Origin of the sequence: Streptomyces sp. NPDC127084, from assembly GCF_042724175.1 — a bacterium.
GTDB lineage: Bacteria > Actinomycetota > Actinomycetes > Streptomycetales > Streptomycetaceae > Streptomyces.
This window is the reverse complement of the sequence record NZ_JBHXFA010000378.1, coordinates 1-1,319: the sequence shown is the minus strand read 5'-3', so window position 1 is coordinate 1,319 and position 1,319 is coordinate 1. Positions and strand designations below refer to the sequence as shown.

The 1,319-nt window shown below is 64.4% G+C and carries 1 protein-coding gene; it reads right to left on the bottom strand.

The genetic code is table 11. From position 1 onward, the window contains the following. On the bottom strand, positions 1-1,274 hold a 1,274-nt coding region (locus tag ACFWI9_RS34365), incomplete at its 3' end, for a condensation domain-containing protein (RefSeq protein WP_387169243.1). Between the last annotated feature and the right edge of the window lie 45 nt (positions 1,275-1,319).

Below are 1,319 nucleotides of genomic sequence, written 5' to 3'. Positions count from 1 at the left end.
AGCATGACCTGGAAGAGGGGGTGGCGGGACAGGGAACGTTCCGGGTTCAGTACCTCGACCAGCCGCTCGAAAGGCACATCCTGGTTCGCATACGCACCCAGATTCGTCTCACGAACCCGGTCCACCAACTCACGGAACGACGGATCACCCGACACATCCGTCCGCAACACCAACGTATTGATGAACAGACCCACCAGATCATCGACCGCGTCATCACCACGCCCAGCGATCGGCGTCCCGATCGGAACATCCACCCCCGCACCCGAACGCGCAAGAAGCAACGCCAACGCCGCCTGCAACACCATGAACACACTCGAACGCGACTCACGCGCGAACCCCGACAACCGCGCCGACAACTCCACCGGCACCTCAAAGTCCACCCGCGCACCACGATACGAAGCCGTCACCGGACGCACCCGGTCAAACGGCAACGCCAACTCCGCCGGCACACCCGCCAACCGCTCCGACCAATAACCCAACTGCCCCGAAAGCACACTCCCCGCATCACCCTCGGAACCCAGAAACTCCCGCTGCCACAACGCGTAATCCGCATACTGCACCGGCAACGCCGACCACACCGGCGCCACCCCACCCAACCGCGCCTCATACGCCACCGTCAGATCACGCACCAACGGCCGCAACGACCACCCATCCGTCGCAATGTGATGACACACCAACGACAGCACATGCTCCTCGTCCGACAACGAGAACAACACAGCCCGCAACGGCAACTCACACGACAGATCAACAGAACCCGCCGCCTCCACCGACAACCGGCCCATCAACTCACCAGCCGACACATCCTCCTCACGCCACGGCACCTCAACACCAGGCTCCAACACCACCTGGAACGCACCCACCGCGTCCTGCCGATACACCGTCCGCAAACTCTCATGCCGCGCCACCACATCACCCAGCGCCGCCCTCAACGCCCCCCGATCCAACACCCCACCCAAACGCACCGCCATCGGCACGTTGTACGTCGCCGAACGCCCCTCCAACCCATACAAGAACCACAACCGCTCCTGACCGAACGACAACGGCACCCGCTCAGGACGCACCCCCGCCCGCACCGCCGGACGCCCCACAGCCGCACCATCCAGCACCCGCGCAAGACCCGCCACCGTCGGCGTCTCGAACAACTGCCGAATCGACAACTCCACACCCAGCACCGCACGCACCCGACCCGCCAACCGGGTCGCCAACAACGAGTGCCCACCCAGATCGAAGAAACCGTCGTCGATCCCGACCCGCTCCACACCCAGCACATCCACGAACAGACCACACAGAATCTCCTCGCGCGGCGAACGCGGACCACG